This is a genomic window from Stenotrophomonas sp. AS012628, from assembly GCF_010608305.1.
Classification (GTDB): Bacteria; Pseudomonadota; Gammaproteobacteria; order Xanthomonadales; family Xanthomonadaceae; genus Stenotrophomonas; species Stenotrophomonas geniculata.
This window is the reverse complement of sequence record NZ_VMBJ01000221.1, coordinates 1-239: the sequence shown is the minus strand read 5'-3', so window position 1 is coordinate 239 and position 239 is coordinate 1. Positions and strand designations below refer to the sequence as shown.

Sequence of the window (239 nt, the reverse complement as noted above, 5' to 3'; positions counted from 1 at the left end):
TATCAACACCTACTACCGCGTGCTGTCGCATGAGAGCATGCCGGTCACCACGTTCACCACGGCCTACGCGGGCGTCCTCAAGGGGCGCGATGCGATCTTCGTCGACGACGAGGGCATCATGAAGAACGCGGAGCGCTGGTTTCACATGGCGACAGGCCACCAGCCGTTCGCTGGCAAAGGCCTGATCGTCGGCGCAGATCGTCGCGGCAACGCGGCCGATGCGGAGAGCGACATCGACA

Annotated in this window: 1 protein-coding gene; it reads left to right on the top strand. The window is 63.6% G+C overall.

The window, feature by feature from the left end:
- Positions 1-239 (top strand): hypothetical protein (locus G5A07_RS21690; protein WP_191864018.1); only part of this gene is annotated, 239 nt, incomplete at both ends.